Annotated in this window: 15 protein-coding genes; 7 read left to right on the forward strand and 8 right to left on the reverse strand. The window is 70.7% G+C overall.

The features are described 5' to 3' along the window. Positions 1-3: 3 nt before the first annotated feature. On the reverse strand, positions 4-1161 hold the full coding sequence (locus IG98_RS0101240; protein ID WP_030904220.1) for a thiolase C-terminal domain-containing protein: 1158 nt from the start codon (positions 1159-1161) through the stop codon (positions 4-6). Between the two features lie 221 nt (positions 1162-1382). Between IG98_RS0101240 and IG98_RS0101245 the strand changes: the two genes are divergently transcribed. From IG98_RS0101245 to IG98_RS0101255, 3 genes are read left to right on the forward strand one after another with little or no spacing between them, the layout of a single operon-like run. Then, positions 1383-2030, forward strand: a complete 648-nt coding sequence (locus tag IG98_RS0101245; protein WP_030904221.1) for a flavin reductase family protein — start codon at positions 1383-1385, stop codon at positions 2028-2030. 16 nt (positions 2031-2046) lie between these two features. Beyond that, positions 2047-3192, forward strand: coding sequence for an acyl-CoA dehydrogenase family protein (locus tag IG98_RS0101250; RefSeq protein ID WP_030904222.1), 1146 nt, complete (start codon positions 2047-2049; stop codon positions 3190-3192). 26 nt (positions 3193-3218) lie between these two features. Next, on the forward strand, positions 3219-3998 hold the full coding sequence (locus IG98_RS0101255) for an SDR family oxidoreductase (RefSeq protein ID WP_030904223.1): 780 nt from the start codon (positions 3219-3221) through the stop codon (positions 3996-3998). Between the two features lie 262 nt (positions 3999-4260). Here the strand turns inward: IG98_RS0101255 and IG98_RS0101260 are convergent, their stop codons facing one another. Together IG98_RS0101260 and IG98_RS0101265 are read right to left on the reverse strand one after the other, a co-directional pair. Further along, on the reverse strand, positions 4261-6828 hold the full coding sequence (locus IG98_RS0101260) for a glycosyl hydrolase family 18 protein (RefSeq protein ID WP_030904225.1): 2568 nt from the start codon (positions 6826-6828) through the stop codon (positions 4261-4263). 409 nt (positions 6829-7237) lie between these two features. Further along, positions 7238-7993 carry an SDR family oxidoreductase gene (locus IG98_RS0101265; RefSeq protein WP_245651356.1) on the reverse strand — a complete coding sequence of 252 codons (756 nt, stop codon included), beginning with the start codon at positions 7991-7993 and terminating at the stop codon, positions 7238-7240. A 269-nt stretch (positions 7994-8262) separates the two neighbouring features. Between IG98_RS0101265 and IG98_RS0101270 the strand changes: the two genes are divergently transcribed. After that, entirely contained in the window at positions 8263-9561 is a 1299-nt protein-coding gene (locus IG98_RS0101270) for a DUF2252 domain-containing protein (protein WP_030904230.1), read from the forward strand. A 131-nt stretch (positions 9562-9692) separates the two neighbouring features. On the opposite strand, the gene IG98_RS0101275 is transcribed toward IG98_RS0101270, so the two are convergent. The 5 genes from IG98_RS0101275 to IG98_RS0101295 are packed head-to-tail and all read right to left on the reverse strand — an operon-like array spanning position 9693 to position 15257. Next, the gene (locus IG98_RS0101275) at positions 9693-10688 is read right to left on the reverse strand and encodes an ABC transporter ATP-binding protein (RefSeq protein WP_051751327.1); all 996 of its coding nucleotides are present in this window, start codon (positions 10686-10688) and stop codon (positions 9693-9695) included. Continuing rightward, entirely contained in the window at positions 10685-11665 is a 981-nt protein-coding gene (locus IG98_RS0101280) for an ABC transporter ATP-binding protein (protein WP_030904234.1), read from the reverse strand. Before IG98_RS0101280 ends, IG98_RS0101275 begins: the two co-directional genes overlap by 4 nt. Then, entirely contained in the window at positions 11662-12543 is an 882-nt protein-coding gene (locus IG98_RS0101285; RefSeq protein ID WP_030904236.1) for an ABC transporter permease, read from the reverse strand. The genes IG98_RS0101280 and IG98_RS0101285 overlap by 4 nt, the downstream gene beginning before the upstream one ends. Continuing rightward, the gene (locus IG98_RS0101290) at positions 12540-13574 is read right to left on the reverse strand and encodes an ABC transporter permease (protein WP_051751329.1); all 1035 of its coding nucleotides are present in this window, start codon (positions 13572-13574) and stop codon (positions 12540-12542) included. The genes IG98_RS0101285 and IG98_RS0101290 overlap by 4 nt, the downstream gene beginning before the upstream one ends. 6 nt (positions 13575-13580) lie before the next feature. Then, entirely contained in the window at positions 13581-15257 is a 1677-nt protein-coding gene (locus tag IG98_RS0101295) for an ABC transporter substrate-binding protein (RefSeq protein WP_245651357.1), read from the reverse strand. On the opposite strand from IG98_RS0101295, the gene IG98_RS53055 reads away from it, so the two are divergent. The 3 genes from IG98_RS53055 to IG98_RS0101305 all read left to right on the forward strand — a co-directional run bounded on the left by IG98_RS53055 (position 15223) and on the right by IG98_RS0101305 (position 19095). Further along, positions 15223-15471 (forward strand): hypothetical protein, encoded by a 249-nt coding sequence (locus IG98_RS53055; RefSeq protein WP_245651358.1) that lies wholly within the window; start codon positions 15223-15225, stop codon positions 15469-15471. The two genes, IG98_RS0101295 and IG98_RS53055, sit on opposite strands and share 35 nt — an antisense overlap. 208 nt (positions 15472-15679) lie before the next feature. Next, positions 15680-16441: an SDR family oxidoreductase gene (locus IG98_RS0101300; protein ID WP_030904242.1), complete on the forward strand. Its 762-nt coding sequence runs from the start codon at positions 15680-15682 to the stop codon at positions 16439-16441. Between the two features lie 122 nt (positions 16442-16563). Beyond that, positions 16564-19095 (forward strand): M14 family zinc carboxypeptidase, encoded by a 2532-nt coding sequence (locus tag IG98_RS0101305; RefSeq protein WP_051751331.1) that lies wholly within the window; start codon positions 16564-16566, stop codon positions 19093-19095. Positions 19096-19124 lie beyond the last annotated feature (29 nt).

Raw genomic sequence — 19124 nt, forward strand, 5'->3', positions numbered from 1 at the left:
CGCTCACCCCTTCCGCAGGATCAGCGCCGAGGTGGCGGGCAGGATGTAGCCGGGCTGGGCCGTGGAGAGCGCCACCTCGGCCCCCGCCACCTGCCGCTCCCCCGCGTCCCCCCTCAGCTGTGAGACGGCCTCGGCGATGTGGTTGACGCCGTGCACGTACCCCTCCGACAGGAACCCGCCGTGCGTGTTCACCGGCAGCTCACCACCCGGCGCGACGGCCCCCGAGGCGACGTACGGGCCGCCCTCGCCCTTGGCGCAGAAGCCGTAGTCCTCCAGCTGCACGATCACCGAGTAGGTGAAACAGTCGTAGATCTCGGCCACGTCGACGTCGGCGGGCCCGATGCCCGCCTGGCGGTACAGCCGCGGGGCCAGTTCGGCCGCGCTGGTCACCGTGGTGTCCGCCCGGCCGCCGGACAGGAAGGAGTCGCCGCCGCCCCACGCGGCGGCGGAGATGAGCACCGGCGGCCTGCGCAGGTCGGCGGCCCGCTCGGCGCTCGTGACGACGAGCGCGCAGGCACCGTCGGTCTCCAGGCAGCAGTCGAGCAGCCGGAACGGCTCGGCGATCCACCGGCTCGCCAGGTAGTCGTCCAGGGTGATCGGGGTGCGCATGAGCGCCCGGGGGTTCTTGGCCGCGTTGGCGCGCTGGACGACCGCCAGCGCGCCGAAGTGCTCGGGACGGGTGCCGTACCTCGACATGTGGGCGCGGGCGAACATCGCGTACTGCTGCGGCGGCGCGAAGTAGCCGTACGGCGCCTGGTACTGGACCTCGGGGCTGACCGGCAGCCCCCGGCCGGTCCCGCCCATCCGGAACTCCGAGCGCGCGTTGATCGCCCGGTAGCAGACGACGGTCTCGGCGACGCCCGCCGCGACCGCGAGCGCCGCCTGGCCGACCACCGAGTGGGAGACGCTGCCGCCGCCGAACTGGTCGAGGTACCAGGAGGGCTCGTGGATGCCGAGCGCGGGACCGACCAGAGCGGGCGCGGCGGAGTCGCCGACCCGGTGGGTGGCGATGCCGTCGACGTCGTCGGCGGTCAGGCCCGCGTCGTCCAGGGCCGCCAGAACGGCCTCGCAGGCCAGGGTGAGGGTGCTGACCCCGGAGTCCTTGGAGAACCGGGTGTACCCGACGCCCGCGACGGCCGTGCGGTCCCGGAAACCACCCACGTACCACCCTCCGATCACAAGCAAGCGCTTGGCCAGAGGCTAGGCCGGGCGAATCACGGATGTCAACGAAGGGCGGCGAGCGCGGGCCGGGGACTTTTTCCGGCACTCCCCTACAATCCAAGCAAGCGCTTGGTAAGATGGCGCCAGACGGCGGAGGACGCCGTCCGCCGCCGACCCCCCTCGGAGGCCGATCGGGCGCGATTGAGGAGGCGAGTAGCACCATGACCACTCACGCGGCACGGCTGCTGGAGACCGCCGGCCACCCCCGCGCCACCTTGGCCGGGCGCGGCACCACCGCCAACGGAGTCGCCATGCACAGTGGCCTTTCGCAGGGCCCGTCCAGCGGAGCCGAGAGACCTGAGACCAACGGGGCCACGCACCAGGGCGGCGCCGTGGACGGCCGGTGGTTCCGCTCCGTGCTCGGCCACTTCGCCACCGGCGTGGTGGCCATCACCGCCATCGACCCTGACACCGGCGAGCCGTGCGGCCTGGCGGCCAACTCCTTCACCTCGGTGTCGCTGGATCCGCCGCTGGTGGCCTTCTGCGTGGCCCACAGCAGCACGAGCTGGCCGCGCCTGCGCGCCGCCAGAACCCAGACGATCAACGTGCTCGCCGAGCACCAGCAACCGGTCTGCGCCGCGCTCGCCGGCCGGGGCGGCGACAAGTTCGCCGGGCTCGACTGGACGGTCTCCCCGGGCGGCAACCCGGTGATCGAGGAGAGCCTGGCCTGGATCGACTGCTCGATCGAGGCGGAGCACCCCGCGGGCGACCACGTCATCGTCGTCGCCAGGGTGCACCGGCTCGGTGTCCACGGCGACGGCGGCCCACTGCTCTTCTTCAGGGGCGACTACGGCCGTTTCCACACCTGACGCCTGGAGGCACCCCATGACCCTGCGCGAGGAGGCACGCTCCTGGCTGGAGGAGAACCTGACCGGCGAGTTCGCGCACGCCCGGGGACTGGGCGGGCCCGGCCGCGAGCACGAGGGACACGAGGTCCGGCTCGCCTGGGAGCGGCGGCTGGGCGAGGCCGGCTGGACCTGCCTGGGCTGGCCGAGGAGGTACGGAGGCCGGGACGCCACCCTGGAGGACCAGGTCGCCTTCCACGAGGAGTACGCCCGCGCCGCCGCCCCGGCGAGGGTCGGGCACATCGGCGAGGGGCTGATCGGGCCGACCATCCTGGAACACGGCACCGAGGAGCAGCGGCGGCGCTTCCTGCCGCCCATCCAGCGTGGCGAGGAGCTGTGGTGCCAGGGTTACTCGGAGCCTGAGGCGGGCTCCGACCTGGCGGGCGTCCAGACCCGGGCGCGCCTGGACGACGGCGAGTGGGTCATCACCGGCCAGAAGGTGTGGACCTCGCTGGCCCACGTGGCCGACTGGTGCTTCGTGCTCGCCAGGACCGAGCCCGGCTCGGCGCGCCACCGCGGCCTGTCCTACCTGCTGGTCCCGTTGGACCAGCCGGGGATCGAGGTACGGCCCATCCTCCAGATGACCGGCACCAGCGAGTTCAACGAGGTCTTCCTCGACGGCGTCCGCACCGCGGCGGGCAACATCGTGGGCGCCCCCGGCGAGGGCTGGCGGATCGCGATGGCCACCCTCGGCTACGAGCGCGGCGCCTCCACCCTGGGCCAGCAGATCGGCTTCCAGCGGGAGTTCGCGGAGGTGGTGGCCACCGCCAGGCGCACCGGGGCCGCCGAGGACCCGGTGCTCCGCGACCGGCTGGTGCGCTCCTGGCTGGAACTGGACATCATGCGGCTCAACGCGTTGCGCACCATGACCTCGCTGTCGGCGGGCGAACCGGGCCCCGAGGTGTCGATCGGCAAGCTGTACTGGTCGGAGTGGCACCGGCGGCTGGGCGAGCTGGCCCAGGCCGTCCAGGGGCGCGCGGGCCTGGTCGCCGACGCCCCGCCGTACAACCTCAACGCGCTGCAGCGACTCTACCTGTTCAGCCGCGCCGACACCATCTACGCCGGGTCCAGCGAGATCCAGCGCAACATCATCGCCGAGCGCACCCTGGGTCTGCCCAAGGGCTGAGACACGACCACCGGAACGGAGCCCGTATGGCGACACCTCCCCCCTACCCCCGCGCCCACGGCCTGCTCGAGGGAAAGGTCGTCCTGGTCACGGCGGCGGCCGGGACGGGCATCGGATACGCCACCGCCAGGCGCTGCGCCGAGGAGGGCGCGACCGTGGTCGTCTCCGACCGGCACGAGCGGCGCCTCGGCGAGGCCGCCGAGGCGCTGGCCGAGCTGAGCGGGGTCAAGCCGCTCGCGGTGCCCTGCGACGTCACCTCCGAGGCCGAGGTGGGCGCCATGTTCGACGCGGTGACCGAGGCGCACGGGCGGGTGGATGTGGTGGTCAACAACGCGGGCCTGGGCGGTACGGCGCGGCTGGTGGAGATGACCGACGAGCAGTGGGACGCCGTGCTGGGGGTGACCCTCACCGGCACGATGCGCTGCACCCGGGCCGCCCTGCGGCGGATGGTCCCCCGGGGTTCCGGGGTGATCGTCAACAACTCCTCGGTGATCGGCTGGCGCGCCCAGGAGGGCCAGTCGCACTACGCGGCGGCCAAGGCCGGGGTGATGGCCCTGACCAGGTGCGCCGCCCTGGAGGCCGCCCCGCACGGCATCCGGGTCAACGCGGTGGCCCCCTCGCTGGTCATGCACCCCTTCCTGGCCAAGGTCACCACCGACGAACTGCTCACCGAACTGACCTCCCGCGAGGCCTTCGGCCGCTCGGCGGAACCGTGGGAGGTGGCCAACGTGATCGTCTTCCTGGCCAGCGAGTACTCCACGTACATGACCGGCGAGGTCGTCTCGGTCTCCAACCGGCATCCGTGACATCCTCACCGCGCGGCCGTGGGATCGCTCCCGGCCCACCCGGGCTCCACGGCCGTTCAGCCTCTCCGCCCGCCCGGCCGCCGTTCTCCCGTGCCACCCGACGGGGCCCCGTCCGTGTCCGCTCGGTCGTCGAGCCCACCACCGGGGTCCTCCCGCCGGAAACGGCTCGTTCCTCCCGGCCGTCCATGCGGCCGACGTCGAACCGCCCGCCGCCCGTGGCGCTTCGGCCGGCCCCCACTTCGGCGGGCCGGCCGCCGGACGGTTACCGCAGACCCGTGTCCAGGGCGGTGGTCAGGGTGCCGGGGTCGCCGGACATCTCCCAGATCATCGCACCGAGCAGGCCCTTGCTCCGGAGCCACGCGGTCTTCTTCCCGATCGACCAGGCGTCGTCGAAGGTCCACCACTGACCGCCGTTGCCGGTGTAGCAGTAGGTCGCCACCGACTGCTCGTCATGTCTCACCGCGCATCCCGGCACGGAGGCCAGCAGGTTGGCGTACCCGCGAGTGCCCGCCTCGTCCGGGAACTGCCCCGGCGCCGCGCCGGTGGCCGCCTGCCACTCACCGAACCTCCCGCCGTCGGCGACGCCCTGCCAGCCCCGGCCGTAGTAGGCGAGACCGATGGTGATCTTGCGCGGGTTCACTCCCGCCTGGAGATAGACGTCGACCGAGTCCTCGACGCTGAAGTGGAACGGGTACGGGTCCTCGGCGTCGGCGTACAGGTTGCCCTGGTGTCCGGCCCGGTTGGGCTCCCAGGAGTTGTCGCTGCCCGCGCCGTGGAAGTCGTAGCCCTGGACGTTGAAGATGTCCAGGGACCTGGCGACCTCGGGCAGGTCCCAGCCGGCGGCGATCTTCGCCGGGTCGGCGGGGGTGAAGGCGGTGAGCTGGTAGCGCCTGCCGGTCTCCTGGGTCAGCGCGTCGAGCTGCCTGCGGAACTCGGCGATCAGCAGCGTGTTGTTCGCCTTGTCGTTCGGGCCGATGTGGTTGCCCGCGTGCCCCTCCGAGCCCGGCCACTCCCAGTCCAGGTCGATGCCGTCGAAGATGCCGGCGGCGCTGCCGGGGCCGCCCGCACCGTTGTAGACCGGCAGGTTCCCCTTGATGTACGTGTCGACGCAGGAGCTCACGAACTTCTTGCGCGCCGCGTCGGTGGCCGCCACGTCGGAGAAGTACTTCGAGTACGTCCAGCCGCCGAGCGAGATCAGCACCTTGAGGTTCGGATACTTCGCCTTGAGCTTGCGGAGCTGGTTGTAGTTGCCGCGCAGCTTCTCCCAGCCGGTGTCGGCGACGCCGTCCACCGACTGCGCCGCGCTCATCGGCCTGCCGTAGTCGGCGTCCGCGTCGCCGGAGCCGTCGCCCTGGTTCGGGTCCTGCGGGTTCGCGGTGGTGCCCTTGGTGACACCCTGCAGGCAGGTCAGGTTCACCGGGTCGATGTTGCCGAAGGCGTAGTTGAGGTGGGTCAGCTTCGCGGCGGCACCGGTGGTGTCGAGGTTGCGCACGAAGTACTGGCGGCCGTAGATGCCCCACTGGACGAAGTAGCCGATCCTGGCGTACCCGCTGCCGACGATGTCGTCGGTGCTCACCTTCAGCGCGGTGCTCGCCGCCGACGTGTTGTCGTACACGTCGCGGGCCTTCACGGTGAAGGTGTACTCGGTGGACGGCGACAGCCCGCTCACCGTGGCGGAGGTGCCGGTCACCGTCGTGGCCAGGGTCGCGCCGGTGTAGACCTCGTACCCGGCGATGCCTTTGTTGTCGGTCGAGGCGTCCCAGGTGAGCGAGACACTGGAGGAGCTCTTGCCGGTGACGCGCAGGTTCGCGGGCACGGTCGGCGGCTGGGTGTCGTCACCGGCGTTGTTGGTGGTCACCTTCAGCGCGGCGCTCGCCGGGGAGAGGGTTCCCTTCCGGTCCCTGGTCTTCACGGTGAACGTGTACTCGGTGTTCGAGGTCAGGCCGGTGACGGTGGTGCTCGTCCCGGTGACCGTCGCGGCGAGGTCGGCGCCCCGGTAGACCTGGTAGCCGGAGATCGGCAGGCTTCCGGGGGTCGCGGCGTCCCAGGCCAGCGAGACGGTCCTGGTGGTCTTGACCGGCGAGCGCAGGTTGCCGGGCGCGCCGGGCGGCGTGTCGGCGGCGCCGTCGCACCTGACGTCGTTGATCCTGCAGTTCTCCGGCTCGGCGGTCGCGCTGCTGAGCGTGAACGCGGGGCTGTACGGCTCGGTGGTACCGCGTGCCGCCACGGTCGTGTTGTAGTGGGCCGGGCTCAACGTGACCTGGCGCCCGCTCTGGCTCAGCGACCCGTTCTGCGCGGCGCTCGCGGTGACCCCGGCGGGCAGGTCGAAGGTGATCGACCAGCCGTTGAGCGCGGTGTCGGTGTTGTTGGCGACCACGAATCTGCCCTGGGTGCCACTCCCCGAGTAGGTCGCGGTGACGGGCGCGTCCGGGGGTGGCGGGTCGCCGCTGCCGTCGCAGTTGGCGCCGTTGATCGTGCAGCTCACCGGCTGGACCGCCGCACTGAGCGTGAAGGTGGGGCTGTACGGCTCGGTGTTGCCGTTCGCCCGTACCGTGTTGATGTAGAAGGCGGGGGTCAGCTTGACCCGCGTTCCGTTCTGCGTGGTGGTGGCGTTTTGGGCACCGCTGACCGTGATGCCCGCGGGCAGGTCGAAGGTGATCGACCAGCCGGTGACCGGGGTGGTGCCGGGGTTGCTCACCACGAACTTGCCCTGGGTGCCGGTGAGGGTGAAGGCCGCGGTGAGCCGGGCGGCGGCCGAGGCGGGGGACGAGAGAGCGGCGAAAGTGGCTGCAAGGGCGAGAACCAGCAGCATGGAGGCTAATCGGCGCACGTAAGCACCTTTCCATTTAGGAAAGTTTCCTAATAATTACGCGGATCGTAACCCCGGCGCCGCACGCCTACAAGACCCAAAACAACGCCTCAGGCCCGGCTCGGACCGTACGGCCGCCCGCTTTACCGCCCGGGGACGGAAGGCCGGTCAGGACAGGCCGCCGACAGCGAGACGATCAGGTGAAGCGGCCGGCGCGACGGCCGACCCGCACGGCACGGCCGAACACGGCACAGCGCGACGGCACAGCACGGCACAGGAAGGCCGGACCGCTGACAGTGGTCGCGAGCGGGTGGACGGGGGGACGCTCGCCTACTGACGATCAAAGGTGGACGTTACCCGGAGGCTATCTACCGCTGCAGGTCAGCGGCATGATCGCGCGTCACGCCGAGCTTTCGGATTCAGTACGTCCTCAGCCGAGGCCGCCGTTGGCATGGATGTTCTGGCCGGTGAGCCAGCGGCTGTCGGGGCCCGCCAGGAAGGCCACGACGTCGGCGATGTCCGAGGGCTCGCCGAGACGGGCCAGCGGGGTCATGGCGGCCACCTGGGTCAGCACCCCCTCGGGGTTGGTGCCGCGCAGGAGGTCGGTGTCCGTGGCGCCGGGGGAGACCGTGTTGACGGTGATGCCCCGCCCGCCGAGCTCGCGGGCCGCGACGGCGGTCAGCTGTTCGAGGGCGCCCTTGCTCGCCACGTAGGGGGCGATACCCGGTGCGGGGCGGACGGTGTTGAGGGTGGAGATGTTGATGATGCGCCCGCCGTCGCGCATGTGCCCGGCGGCATACCGGATGGTCAGGAAGGCGGCCTTGGCGTTGACCGCCATGGCGCGGTCGTACAGTTCCTCGGTGGTCTCCGCGATGGCGATCGGGGTGAAGCTCAGCACGGCGTTGTTGACCAGGATGTCGAGGCCACCGAGAAACTCCTCGGCGGTCTCCATCAGCCACTCCGCGGCGCCCGGCCTCCCGAGGTCGACCTGGACGGCGCGGGCGCTCCCGCCCGCCTCCTTGACGCCCCACTCCACCTCGCCCGCGGACGCGGCGGCGTTCGCGTAGCTGAAGAGCACGTCCGCCCCGTCTCGGGCGAGGCGCTCCACGATCGCCCGGCCGATGCCCCGCGACCCCCCGGTGACCACCGCCGCCTTGCCCTCCAGCACCGCCATATCGACCTTCACACCTCTCCTGTGAACTCTCAGCCGTCCTTCTGGCCCCGCATCCGCCGGGCGGCCCTGCCCCCGCCGCGCCCCCGCGCCTTCGGACTTTCTGGTTCTCACCGCCGAACCTATGATCAACTGGCGCGGCTGTCGACGACTTTCCGCCTCTCCGAAGGCCGTGCCCGACCCCCGCGAGCCGGGTGAGAACGGGGCCGGGTCGTTGGCGCGTTCCAGATCCGTGATGTTCCCGATGTGGCGGAGCTTCGGTCCGGCGACCTAATCTGCCCACCATGACCATCGATGGGCGCTCGGCGCACATTCTCGACGTCCTGATCACCGAGTTCGGCGACTCCATGAAGCGCGACCCCGCCGCCTTCCGGCGCAAGTTCCGGAAGATGGCCGCCTCGCCGTTCGCCTTCTACCGGGGCAGCGCCTGCCTGTTCTACGCGGACATGACCGGCGAGTTCGCCGACGACGTCTTCCTGGACGACCAGACCAGGCGGGTCTGGATCCACGGCGACCTGCACGCCGAGAACTTCGGCACCTACATGAACGCCTCCGGCGTGCTGGTCTTCAACGTCAACGACTTCGACGAGGCCTACGTCGGGCCGTACATCTGGGACCTGCGACGGTTCTCGGCCAGCATCGCGCTCATCGGGTACGCCAAGGCGCTGTCCGACGAGGTCATCGGCGCACTGGTGACCGAGTTCGCCGGCGCCTACCTCGCCGAGCTGACCGGCATCTCGGAGGGCGGGGACGACGCGATCGGCTCGCTGACCCTGGAGACCACCACCGGCGTGCTGCACCGGGTGCTGCAGCACGCCCGGCTGAACACCCGGGTGGCGCTGCTGGAGCTGGAGACCACCGTCGAGAACTTCGACCGCAGGTTCGCCGTCATGGACGGCCGCTATCCGGTCGACGAGGAGACCCGGCAGCTGGTGGAGGCGGCCTTCCAGGACTACCTGACGACCCTGCCCACCGTCTCGGCGGTCGAGCACAAGATCAAGGACTTCGCGCTCCGCACCGGCATCGGGATCGGCTCGGCCGGGCTGCCCTCCTACAACATGCTGCTCGAAGGCCACACCCAGGCTCTGGAGAACGACGTCATCCTCTACATGAAGCAGGCCCAGGTCCCGGCCGTGGCACGGCACGTGACGGACGAGAAGGTGCACGGCTACTTCAAGCACCAGGGCCACCGCACCGCCGAGTCGCAACGGGCCCTGCAGGCGTACGCCGACCCGTGGCTCGGCTACACCACACTGAACGGCGTCGGCCAGATGGTCGCCGAGGTCTCCCCCTACACCGCCGACCTGGACTGGGGCGACGTCAACGAGCCGGACGAGCTCGCCTCGGTGGTTCGCGACCTGGGCCGGGCGGTGGCCAGGATGCACTCGGTGGCCGACGACGAGTCCAGCCACGACCTGGTCGACTTCTCCACCGAGGACGCGATCGTGGCCGTGATCGACGGCGACGCCGAGGGCTTCACCCGCACCCTGGTCGACTTCGCGCACGCCTACGGAGCGCGGGCCAGGGCCGACCACGGACTCTTCGTCGACCTGTTCAGGAACGGCCTCCTCCCCGGCCTCTGAGCCCGGTTTCCGAGAGCGGTCTCTGCGATCGGCCCCGGAAACCGACCTCGGAAGCCGGGCTCCGGAACCGTTCTCCGTGGACGTCCTTCGGGGAGGGGCCACGCCCGAGGCCGGCCCTTCCCCGCCTCACCTCACAGCCGCTCCGTTTCCGGCTCCGCCTCGTGCCGGGCGGAGCGGGCCTCGGCGTGGTGGCAGGCGACCTGGGACCCGGCCGAGGATGGCAGGACCGGCAGCTCCCCGGACGCGCACAGCCCGTCGACCCCCGCCTCGGCCGCCGCGCCCGAGGCCAGCACCTGGCAGCGCGGGTGGAAGCGGCAACCGGCCGGGATCCGGGTGGGGTCCGGCGGCTCGCCGCCCAGCACCACGGGCGACCGCGACTCCGGCAGGACCGACAGCAGCGCCTGGGTGTACGGGTGCGAGGGCGAGGTGAGGATCCGCTCCACCGGCCCCGACTCGACGATCCTGCCGAGATACATCACCGCGACCCGGTCGGCGATGTTCCAGGCCAGCCCGAGGTCATGGGTGACGACCAGGGCCGACAGGCCCAGCTCGGCGCGGAGGCGGAGCAGCAGGGCGAGGATCTCGCCGCGTACCGACGCGTCCAGCGAGGCCACCGGCTCGTCGGCGACCAGCACCCGGGGCTCCAGCGCGAGGGCTCCGGCGATGACGACGCGCTGGCGCTGGCCGCCGGACAGCTCGTGCGGGTGCCGGTCGAAGAACCGTTCGGGAGGACGCAGCCCGGCCCTCGACAGGGCCGAGGCGACCAGGTCGCCCTCGCCGGGCAGGCGATGGATGCGCGGCCCCTCGGCCACCGCCTCGTAGACGGTGTGCCGGGGGTTGAGCGATCCGGTGGGGTCCTGGAGCACGAGCTGCACCTCGCGGCGGTGGGCCCGCAGAGCGCGCGACGAGTAGGCCAGCGGGACGCCGCCGTAGTGGACCGACCCCGAGGTGGGCCGCTCCAGGCCGAGCAGGGTCCTGGCCAGCGTCGTCTTGCCGCAGCCGGACTCGCCGACCAGCGCGACGATCTCCCCCTCGCCCACGGCGAGGTTCACCCCGTCCACCGCGCGGGCGCGACGCCCGCGCGAGGCGAACTCCACCCGCACATCCCGTGCTTCGAGCAGGGTCATCGGCTCTCCTCGCTGACGTGGACGCACGCGGCGGTGTGCGGCGCCCCGGTACCGTCACCCGCGACCCGCAACTCGACCGGCTCCGACGCGCACGAGACGAGCGAGACCGGGCAGCGAGGGTGGAAGGAGCACCCCGTGGGCAGGTGCGCGGGGTCGGGCGGATCACCGCCCAGCCCTTTGGGCGCCATTCTGGAGGCGGGGTCCCCGACGGTGGGAAACGCCTCGGCCAGCGCCCTGCTGTAGGGGTGCCGCCCGCCGGTGAAGACCTCGCGCGAGGGGCCGGACTCGACCACCCGGCCCGCGTACATGACCGCCAGCCGGTCGCACGTCGAGGCCAGGACCGACAGGTCGTGGGAGATCATGATCAGGCCGATCCCGTGCTCGGCGATGAGCGAGCGGATCAGCGAGAGCACCTGCGCCTGGATCATCACGTCCAGCGCGGTGGTCGGCTCGTCGGCGACGATCAGGCGGGGTGAGCAGGCCAGCGCCATGGCGATCATCACCCGCTGGCGCTGGCCACCTGAGAGCTCGTGCGGGTAGCCGCGCGCCCGCCAGGCCGGCAGGCCGACCTGCTCCAGCAGCTCCGTCACCCTGCGTCGCGCCTCGGCCCCGGTGGCCATGCCGTGCACCCGCAGCGGCTCGGCGATCTGGTCGCCGATCCGGCGCACCGGGTTCAGAGCGTGCTGGGCTCCCTGGAAGACCAGCGAGGCCGAGGCCCACCGGACCGCGCGCAACCGCCCCCAGCTCATCGTCAGGACGTCCTCGCCGTCCAGCAGGATCTCCCCGGACACCGATGCGTTCCTGGGCAGCAGCCGCAGCAGGGACATGGCCAGCGTCGACTTGCCCGACCCCGACTCCCCCGCCACGCCGAGCGCCTCACCGGCCTCCAGGCCGAGTGAGACGCCCCGCACGGCGGGCACGTCCCCGGTCTCGCCCCGGTAGGTCACCGCCAGGTCACGCAGTTCGAGCAGGGTCACGAGGCTCCTCTCAGCCGCGGGTTGAGCACGGTCTCCAGGGCGCGCCCGCAGAGGGTGAACGCCAGGACCACCGCGATGATGCACAGGCCGGGCGGCAGCACGTACCACCAGGCTCCCGAGGTGGCCGCGCCCCAGTCGTAGGAGCCGCGCAGCATGGTGCCCCACGAGACCTGGCCGGAGCCCGCGCCGAGGAAGGCGAGGGTGGACTCGGTGACGATGGCGCTGGCCACCATGAGCGTGGTGTTGGCCAGGACCAGCGGGGCGACGTTCGGCAGCACGTGCCGGGTCATGACGTGCCAGTGCCCGGCGCCCAGTGCCCTGGACCTCTCGATGTACGGCCTGGCCTCGACCGCCAGCGTCTGCGCCCGGATCAGCCTCGCTGTGGACGCCCAGGAGGTCACCCCGATCGCCAGGATGATCGTGAACGGGCTGCCGCCGAGGATGGCCGCGAGCACCATGGCCAGGACCAGCGCGGGCAGCACCAGGAACCAGTCGGTGACGCGCATCAGCACGGCGGCCACCCAGCCCCGGAAGTGCCCGGCCGCGATGCCGAACACCGTGCCGATCACCATGCTGAGCAGCGCCGACATGAACCCGATGAGCAGCGAGACCCGCGCGCCCCACAGCAGCATGAGCGCCACCGAGCGGCCGGACTCGTCGGTGCCGAGCGGGAAGTCCATGCTCGGCGGTGCCATCCTGGCGCCCGTCGCCCTCGTCACGTCCATCCCCGACGGGTCGGTGAGCAACGGCGCGAGCAGGGCCGCCAGGACGGCGACCAGCAGGATCGCCACCCCGTACAGCCCTGCTCGCTGCCTGGCGTACTGACGGCGGAACCGCGTCAGAGCGGCGCGGCGGCGGGTACGGGCCGTCGTGCTCAAGCCGACCTCACCCTCGGGTCCAGGACGTGGTAGACCACGTCGGCCAGCGTGTTCATGACGATCACCGCGACGCAGACGAGCATGAAGGTGCCCTGCATGACGGCGTAGTCGGGTCCCCTGATCGCCTCGACGAACAGCAGCCCGAGACCGGGCCAGGAGTAGACGAACTCCACCGAGACCGCGCCGCCGACCACGAACCCGATCTGCATGAAGACCAGGGTCACCGTCGGCAGCAGCGCGTTCGGCACCGCGTGGCGGCGCCGGACGTCGTCGTCGCGCAGCCCCTTGGCGCGGGCGGTGGTCACGTAGTCCTGGCCGATCTCCTCCAGCAGCGAGGAGCGCATGACCAGCAGGTACTGCGCGTAGACGACGGCGACCAGGGTGAGGCAGGGCAGCACCAGGTGGTGGGCGACGTGCAGCAGGTAGAGCGGTCCGCCGGGGGCGTCGACGTCCTCCATACCCCGGGTGGGGAACAGGCCGGGTATCGGGCCGATCCCGGCGGCGAGCACCATGAGCAGCAGCAGTCCCAGCCAGAAGGTCGGCACCGACCACAGGGTCAGCGCGGTCCCGGTGGAGAGGCGGTCGAAGCGGCCGCCGTGGTGCCAGGCGGCCCTGGTGCCCTGCCACATGCCCAGGCCGACCGCGACGGCCAGCCCGGTGCCCACCAGCAGCAACGTCGGTCCCACCCGGTCGCCGATGAGCTCGGCGACCGGTCTGCGGTACTCGTACGAGGTGCCCAGGTCCAGCCGCAGGGTCCGGCCCACGAAGTCCAGGAACTGCGCGCCCAGCGGCCGATCCAGGCCCAGCTGCCGCCTGAGCAGGGCGAGCTGTTCCGGGGTCACCGGCACGTCGCGGGTGTAGGCGATGGCGGGGTCGCCGGGGATCAGACGGAACAGGAAGAACGTGGCGACGATCACCAGCCCGATGCTGAGCAGTGCCCCGCCGAGCTTGACCAGCGCGTAGCGCGCCACGGCCCGGCGGGCACCGCCCTCCTCGGCGCCGTCCCTCACCTGTTGCGGCGATGTGAGCATCGGCCGCTACTCGCGGTCGTCGGCGGAGACGCGGCGGCGCCGCATGAGAAGGAAGCCCCCGGCGCCGAGGACCAGTACGACGACCACCCCGACGACCACCGCGGTGCCGATTCCCGAACCGCTCCCGGCCGGGGCGGCGGCGCGCTCGACGGCGCGCAGCGTGTAGACCGGCCAGTAGCTGCTCCCGCCGTACAGGATGCCGTTGTCCTCGGGGATCGGGGTGATGGAGGCGATCCGGTCCTTGCGGTAGCCCTCCAGGTTGTTGGGGTAGTAGATCGCGACGACGGGGGCCTCGGTGTAGAGCCGCTCCTGCATCTGCTTGATCAGCTTGACCCGGGCGGGCCGGTCGAGTTCGACCAGCTGCTCCTGGTAGAGCCTCTCGAACTCCTTGTCACAGAAGAACGACTCGGTGCCGCCGCCCTCCCCGCTCGCGGTGGGCCTGCGGCTGCACAGGTGGGTGGCCAGGATCTCCTCCGGATCCGGGTTGACCGACCAGCCGCTGATCGCGATGTCGTAGAGCGCCGTGCTGCCCGTCTCCTCGGTGAACTTGTTGGAGTCGAGCCTGCGGGTGGTGAGCTGGATGCCGATGTCCTTCAGCCAGCCGGTGAGGTACTGGGCGATCTTGTCCTCGACGGGTTCGTCGGTGTGGATGCTGAAGCGCATCTCCAGCTTGCGCCCGCCCTCGGGCATGGTGCGGATGCCGTCCGCGCCCTTGGCGTAGCCGGCCTCGTCGAGGATGCGGTTGGCCTCCGCCAGGTCGAAGGTGACGGCCGCCTCGCCCTCGGCCTTCCAGAAGAACTCCTGGTACATCGGCGGGATGATCGAGCCGTCCGCCGGTACGGCGAGACCGTTCTGCGCCTGCTCGACGAGGGTCTTCTTGTCGATCGCATGGTGGATGGCCTGGCGCACCCTGACGTCCTTCAGCGCGGGGTGCCCGTCGCCGATCGGCTCGCCGTCGGCCGTCGCGGCGCCCGGGTTGAACTGCAGGTAGGCGGCCCGGCGGCCCTGGGTGTTCCACTGCGTGATGTTCGCATCGCCCGCGAGGGCCTCGAACTGCGGGCCCTGCAGGCGGCCGATCCAGTCGATGTCGCCCTTCTTCAGACCGGCGATCGCCGCCTCGGGGTTCTCGTAGAAGATGACGTGCAGCTCGTCGATGGCGGGGGCACCGCGCCAGTACGACGGGTTGGCCTTGAGCCTCACATAGGCGTTCTTCTTGTGCTCGACGGCGATGTAGGGGCCGCTGCCGACGGCGGGGTAGACCTCGTTCTCGTAGGTGCCGATGTCGGGGACGCTCTCCCAGACGTGCTTGGGCATGATCGGGATCGGCAGCTCCAGCATCGAGGCCTGGGGCTTCTTGGTCTTGATGACCAGGGTCCGGTCGTCGGACGCGGTCACGGTGTCGAAGTTCTCGACGGCGGGGCCGTTGGCCGTCTTGGCTCCGTCATCCGTCATGATCTTGTTGAAGGTCCACGCGGCGTCCTGGGCGGTGACGGGCTTGCCGTCCGACCAGGTGGCTCCGGCACGCATGGTGAAGGTCCAGGTCAGCTTGTCCGGTGAGGTCTCCCACGACTCGGCGAGGTCGGGGCCGGGCTTCAGGGTCTTGGAATCGGGCACCGTGAGGAAGCCGTACATCCAGCGGTGGATCGACGTGGAGACCACCCGGACCGCCAGGAACGGGTTCATCGAGTCCATGCTCTGCGTCGCGCCCAGCCGGACGATCCTCTTCTCCGCCTGGGGTGCCCCCTGGGCGGTCTGGGACGTCTGGGACGTCCTCGCGGCAGATGGTGATGCGTGCGCCACGAGAAGTGTCGCCATCGACAGCGCCAGGCTCAGCGCCGCCAGGCGCGTCCCCGTTCTGACCATGGTGTGCCCCACCTTCGGATCGGTGATCTATTGACAACGAAGGCACACCATACAAACGGCGCGTGTCAACGCGTGGTGGAAAATTGTTTCATTCTCGTTTTGTTTGTCGACATTATTTTTCAGGCTCTCCGCTACAAGTCGATACAAAAGGGCTTATAGGTACAAAAAGGGATATTCCACGGATTGCTGGACCGACCGTCCGGTATGGACGGGGCGGCCGGGAGTGCGGCATGCTACAGAACATGACTCTGTTCTCGGTGGAAGGCAAGATCGTCGTCGTCACCGGCGGCTCCAGGGGAATCGGCCGGATGATCGCGGCCGGGTTCGTCGACGCGGGAGCCACGGTCTACATCTCCTCCCGCAAGGCGGCCGAGGTCGAGAAGACCGCCGCGGAGCTGGGATGCACGGCCGTACCGGCCGACCTGTCCACCGAGGACGGGGTGTCCACCCTGTTCGAGGCGGTCGCGGAGCGGGAGTCCCGGCTGGACGTGCTGGTCAACAATGCCGGGGCGACCTGGGGCGCGCCGCTGGAGGAGTACCCCGAGCAGGCGTTCGACAAGCTCTGGGGGATCAACGTCAAGGGCGTGTTCTACCTGACCCAGCGGTTCCTGCCGCTGCTGCGCGCCGCCGCGAGCCCCGAGTCCCCGGCCAGAGTGATCAACATCGGCTCGGTGGACGGCATCCGGGTGCCCTCGATGGAGAACTACGCCTACTCCGCGGCCAAGGCTGCGGTGCACATGCTCACCCGGCACCTGTCCCAGCGGCTCGCCAAGGAGTCGATCACGGTCAACGCGATCGCCCCGGGGCCGTTCGAGTCGAAGATGATGGCCTTCGCGCTCCAGGACGAGACGATGCGCGCGGCGGTCGCCTCCCACGTCCCGCTGGGTAGGATCGGCCGCCCGGACGACATGGCGGGCACCGCGATCTTCCTGTCCTCGCGGGCCGGCGCCTATCTCACCGGGACGGTGATCCCGGTGGACGGCGGCATCTCCGGCCACACGTAGTTCCCGGACTCTTCCCCCATATCCGTACCTCAGATCATTTTTGTCCCCAAAAACCCCATTCGTAACGCAAGTGTAAAATTTTACCTCTTGCTGTCATTTCTTCCAGATGACAGCTTTGCTTCATGCTGAAGCGCTTCAAGGTGGTGGCGCCGGCCGTTCTGGCCGTCGCCATCGCCCTTCCAGCCGGTGCCGCCCAGGCGGACCCCACTCCGGCCGCACCACCCGTGACCACCTGTGACGCCACCCAGACTCCCGCCGTCTACCACGGCAAGGTGCCGACGCCGAAGAGTGTCCTCGGCTTCGACCTTGGCGAGCGGGAGGTTACCTCGGCCGAGTCCGACACGCTGCTGACCGCGATCGACGCGGCCAGCGACCGGGTCGTCTCCGGCACCCTGGCCACCACCGCCCAGGGACGCCCGCTGAAGTACGCGATCGTCGGCACCTCGCAGAACATCCGGAACCTGCGCGCGATCGAGAACTCCATCAAGCTGCTGCGCAACCCCCTCACCCCCGCTCCCGCGGCGAAGCTCCTCGCCAGGAACACGCCCGCGATCCTGTGGATCGCCGGAAACGTGCACGGCGGCGAGGAGAGCGGCACCGACGCGGCGCTGAAGACGCTCTACGACCTGGCCGGGCGGGACGACTGCGCGGCCAGGCGAATCCTGGACAACGCCGTCACGGTGATCCTGCCGACGCAGAACCCCGACGGCCGCGAGGCCGACACCAGGCGGAACGCCTACGCCTTCGACATGAACCGCGACTGGTTCGCACGGACCCAGCCGGAGACCGACGGCAAGATCGAGCTGATGCGGAAGTATCCGCCGCAGCTCTTCATCGACGCCCACGAGATGGGCGGCACCGAGTACTTCTTCCCGCCGAACGCCGACCCGATCTACCACGACATCGCCGAGCCGACGGTCGACTGGATCAACAACACCTACGGCGCCGCGATGATCGGCGAGTTCACCAGGCGCGGGATCCCGTTCTTCAATCGCAGCGTCTACGACCTGTTCTACATGGGCTACGGCGACACGGTCCCGGCAGGCGGGTTCAACGCGGCGGGCATGACCTTCGAGAAGGGCAACGCCTCCCCGATCGCCACCCGGACCTTCGAGCAGTGGCTCACCCAGTGGGTCTCGCTCTCGGCGGCGGCGGCCAAGAAGACCGAGATCCTCACCACCTGGCACGGCATGTACGCCGACGCCCTCAAGCAGGGGCTCAACGGCCACCTGGAGCCGAACCAGGTCTACAACCCGGGCCACGAGGTCATCACCCAGGTGCCCGACCGGAAGGTGCGCCACTACTTCCTGCGCGCCGACGACCCGGCCAAGAAGGCGGAGACCGACCTCGTCGTACGGCGGCTCCAGCGGATGGACGTCCAGGTGTACAAGCTGGCCACGCCGCTGACCGTCAAGGACTTCAAGGCGTACGGCAGGCCCGAGGCGAAGACCACGCTGCCCAAGGGCACCTACTGGATCCCGCTGGCCCAGGCGCAGAAGCACTGGGTCCAGGCCATGCTGAACGAGGACACCTACACCCCGTTCCCCTACTTCTACGACGTGACCGCATGGAGCCTGCCGCTGCTCGGCAACGTCTCCGGCGGCTCCTCGGGCCAGGTGCTGCTGCCCATCGCGACGCCGGTGCGGGCGGTGGACGCCCCCTCGGTCAAGGTCACCACCTCCCGGAAGATCGGAGTCCTGCAGCTGTCCGGTGGCACCGCGCAGAACGCGGCCGAGTCCTCCGGCTGGCTCCGCCACCGCCTGGACCGCGACTGGAAGCTGTCCTACCAGGTGCTCACGCCGGCCGACGTCGCCGCGGGCAGGCTGGGCGGGCTGGACGTGCTGCTCGTGCCGGACGGCTCGTCCAACTCGGCGAACAACGCCCTCGGCGAGGCCGGGCGCGCGGCGCTGCGCGACTGGGTCGGCGGCGGCGGGCGCTACGTCGGCTGGGCGGGCGGCGCCCGGCTGGCCGCCCTGGCCGGCGTCTCCAGCGTGACGCTGACCGAGCCGACCTCGGACATCCCCGGCTCGCTGCTCCGGACGAACGTGGCCCAGGGGCCGCTGAGCAGGGACGTCGGGTCGAGCGTCATGCAGTTCTACGCGTACGACCTGGTCATGCGGGCCTCGAACCCCTCGCACGTGGTGACCTCCTACCCGGCCGCCGACTCGCCCGACTGGTTCCTGTCCGGTTTCGCGCTGGGCGCCGAGGAGCTCGCCGGAACGGCGGCGGCGGTCGACGAGCCGGTGGGACGTGGCCACGCGGTGCTGTTCGCCGCCGAGCCGAACTTCCGTGCCTTCAGCGACGGCACGGCGAAGATCGTCGCCAACGCGATCACCGCCGACCTGCCGTCCGCCTCGGCGCGGGCGCGGACGCTCGCCCCGGCCCCGGACGCCTCGAAGACCGCCGCGGCCATCCCGGAGCACGAGTCGCCGATCCGGGTCACGGTTCCCGCCTCCGACCGTGACAAGGCCGCCGCGGCGCTGAACGGCTTCGGCGCCACCTGGACCGAGCAGGCCGCTCCCGGCGGCGCGGTCCGGTTCGTCGTGGCCAACCCCGAGGGTCTCGACACGCACGAGCACCCCTGGGCGCGGAAGGTCCCCGACGCGCTGCGTGCCGCGGGGGTCTCTCCGCTCGCGGTGGTACTGCCGCAGTAATCCGGTACGGCGCGCGTCCCTTCGCGGGG

The organism is Streptosporangium amethystogenes (genome assembly GCF_000721075.1).
Classification (GTDB): domain Bacteria; phylum Actinomycetota; class Actinomycetes; order Streptosporangiales; family Streptosporangiaceae; genus Streptosporangium; species Streptosporangium amethystogenes.